Genomic DNA, 3,037 nt, shown 5'->3' with positions numbered 1-3,037 from the left:
CGGAAGATTATTATCCTGATGAAAATGAAAACCATTTCCCTGACAGGATCACCAGAGCCATTGATGATGAAAGGCGGATCTATTTTAAAAAGGGTAAGCATTTTCGCACAACCCATTATCTTTTTATCACCTGGAAGCCGGATATATCCGCCCAGAAAATGGATTCCTTTTTATATACGGAAGAAAAAGACGATCGCCAGAGAAAAAAAGGGGATGATGCAGGTGTTAAGGCGTTAAAAACTTTTCAAAACAACCTGGTCGAAATCGAGGACAGGCTCTCGTTGTCTTTTCAGCTCCGGAAACTCAAGGATATATCTTTCCAAAATAGCATCTATTCAGAACTTCTGGAAATTATCAACTTTATTATCACAGGGGAACGCCACAAAATAAAATTGCCGAAGATCCCTATGTATCTTGATTATCTTTTATCCTCCCAGGATGTCACAGGCGGCATAATCCCGAAAATTGCGGATAAATATATAAGTGTTATTGCCATTGACGGTTTCCCTGCAGAATCCTACCCGATGATGCTGTCCGGTCTGGATAGTTTGTCCATACCATACCGGTTTAACACCCGTTATGTCTGTATGGATCAATGGACAGCCCTGCAGCAGATAGAAAATTACAGGAAGGGCTGGTCCCAGAAAATCATTGGCTTCTTTGACAAGCTTTTCAATAACGCCAAAGCAAAACCGAACAAAGATGCCGCCTTGATGGCCGAAGATGCTGAGGAGGCATATGTAATTAATCAATCCGGATTTGTGGGGTTCGGTTATTTTTCCGGCAACATCATTCTTTTAAATGATGATAAAGAACAATTGCATATGCAAACCAGGGATATCCGGAAAGTGGTTTTATCCCAAGGCTTTTCTGCCCGGGTAGAAACCCTTAACGCCCTGGAAGGCTGGCTTGGAACCCACCCTGCCAACAATTATTCCAACCTGCGCCGCATTATTTTGCATAGCCTGAATCTTGCCGACATTTTACCCTTGTCAACAATATATGCGGGATCAACTGAAGCCCCCTGCCCTTTTTATCCGCCAGAATCACCGCCGCTTATGTATGCCGCTACGGATGGGTCAACCCCTTTTAGGCTGAATCTGCATGTAAACGATTTAGGTCACACCCTGGTTTTTGGTCCTACCGGTGCGGGTAAATCAGTTTTGCTGGCCATGATCGCAGCGCAATTCCGGCGTTATCAAGATGCGTGTATTTTTGCATTTGATAAGGGATTGTCAATGTTCCCCCTGGTCTCTGCCGCGGGCGGCACCCATTATCACATTGCCGGCGATGGCAGCCAGCTTGCTTTTTGCCCGTTAAAATATATTGATACGGATGCTGAACAGGCATGGGCCGAGGACTGGATAAGCACCCTGGCCACCCTGCAGAAAGTTGATATCAAACCCGAGCACCGGACAGCTATACATGACGCTGTTACACAAATCAGGAACTCCCCGGACCAGCACCGCACATTAAGCAACCTGTATCATTATATACAGCACCAGGAACTTAAAGAGGCGATCCAGCATTATACAAACCAGGGTGCCATGGGCAAACTCCTTGATGCCCCTGCCGATTCCATGACCCTGGAAAGGTACACGGTGTTTGAAATTGAAGACCTTATGAATCTGGGTGAAGAAAACTTAATCCCGGTGCTTTTGTATATTTTCCATCGCATAGAAAAAGCATTTAAAGGGCAGCCAAGCATACTGATCCTGGATGAGGCCTGGATCATGCTTGGGCATCCTGTTTTTCAGCAGAAAATACGGGAGTGGTTAAAAGTGCTCAGAAAGGCGAACTGTGCAGTTGTCCTTGCCACACAAAGCCTTTCTGACGCCAGAAATTCAGGCATTTTAGATGTGTTGTCGGAAAGCTGCCCAACCAAAATATTTTTACCAAACCAGGATGCAGGGAAAGAGACTCAAAAAGAACTCTACCACGGCCTGGGCCTCAATTCTACCCAGGTTAAAATCATCGCGCAGGCCAGGCCCAAACGTGAATACTACGCAACATCTTCCCAGGGTTGCCGTCTGATCAACCTGTCTTTATCCCCCCTGGCCCTGTCATTTGCCGGAGTATCAGGCAAAGAAGATATCACCTCAATTAAGAATTTAATAAATGAGTACGGCCCTGAATGGCCGGCACAATGGCTGCGTGCCAGAAATATTAAAATCCCTAAAATTTAAGGAGCATTAAAATGAAAAACAAAATTCAAACCACAATCGCTTTATTGTCCGCCATTGCCTTTGTCAATGTATCAATGGCCGGGATACCTGTTACTTGCGTGAATTGTTCAACGAGTTTTACGCAGGCACTTGAGTACGTCAAAGATATTGAACAAATGGTTGAATCTGTCAAGCGGTACACTGAATTGGTAAAGCAGACAGAGAACGCCATTACAAACACGATGAATCTGCCTACCAATCTGCTCTCAAACCTTCAATCTCAAATCAGGGTAGCGGTTGCCAATGTGAACCGCCTGAATTCTTACAAGGCTGATATGGGCGCACTGCTGACAATTTTTACTGACACCTGGCCCGAATTACGGGACTTAAAAATTGATGACATATTAGCGCAGGATCGTATTGAAATGCAATTGGATCAGTTTTCAAAAGCCTCTGAGAAAATTGACAATGTTTTGCAGTCAAATTTTCAGCTCACCGGCCAGCAGTTACAAGACCTGCAGGATTCGGGGGAGTTTGATGATTACCTGGAGGATCTTCTTTCAAGCAAAACCGGCAGGCAGCAGGCAATTGAAGCAGGGAACCAGATCAACGCCCTTACCGTTCATGAAATGAGACAGACAAGGGCCTTGCTAGCTAATTATGTTCAGGCTCAGACTGCGGCTTTGGCTCAAGAACACAATGCTGCAAAGTTAAAGGATGCTGATTTGCAGCAGGAAATGGAAGTAGAGATTGATGTAGACCCTAATACATTACAACTTCCATGAATCAAGGCAATTTAAGTGTGTTGGGGTCAATATTTACATCGACTTTTTTTTCTTGTGCTTCGATTTTCTTCCACTCGGGCTCAGAGT

At 44.8% G+C, this 3,037-nt stretch carries 2 protein-coding genes; both read left to right on the top strand.

Going from position 1 to position 3,037, the window contains the following annotated elements; genetic code table 11:
* Positions 1–2,186, top strand: a 2,186-nt coding sequence (locus AB7U36_RS21610; protein WP_428161677.1) for a conjugal transfer protein TrbE, incomplete at its 5' end; no start/stop codon positions are given.
* Between the two features lie 11 nt (positions 2,187–2,197).
* Positions 2,198–2,950, top strand: a complete 753-nt coding sequence (trbJ, locus tag AB7U36_RS21605) for a P-type conjugative transfer protein TrbJ (RefSeq protein WP_428161676.1) — start codon at positions 2,198–2,200, stop codon at positions 2,948–2,950.
* Positions 2,951–3,037: the final 87 nt, after the last annotated feature.

This window comes from Desulfobacter sp. (genome assembly GCF_050177295.1).
The sequence above is the reverse complement of the archived record's forward strand: the minus strand, read 5'-3'. Positions and strand labels throughout refer to the sequence as shown.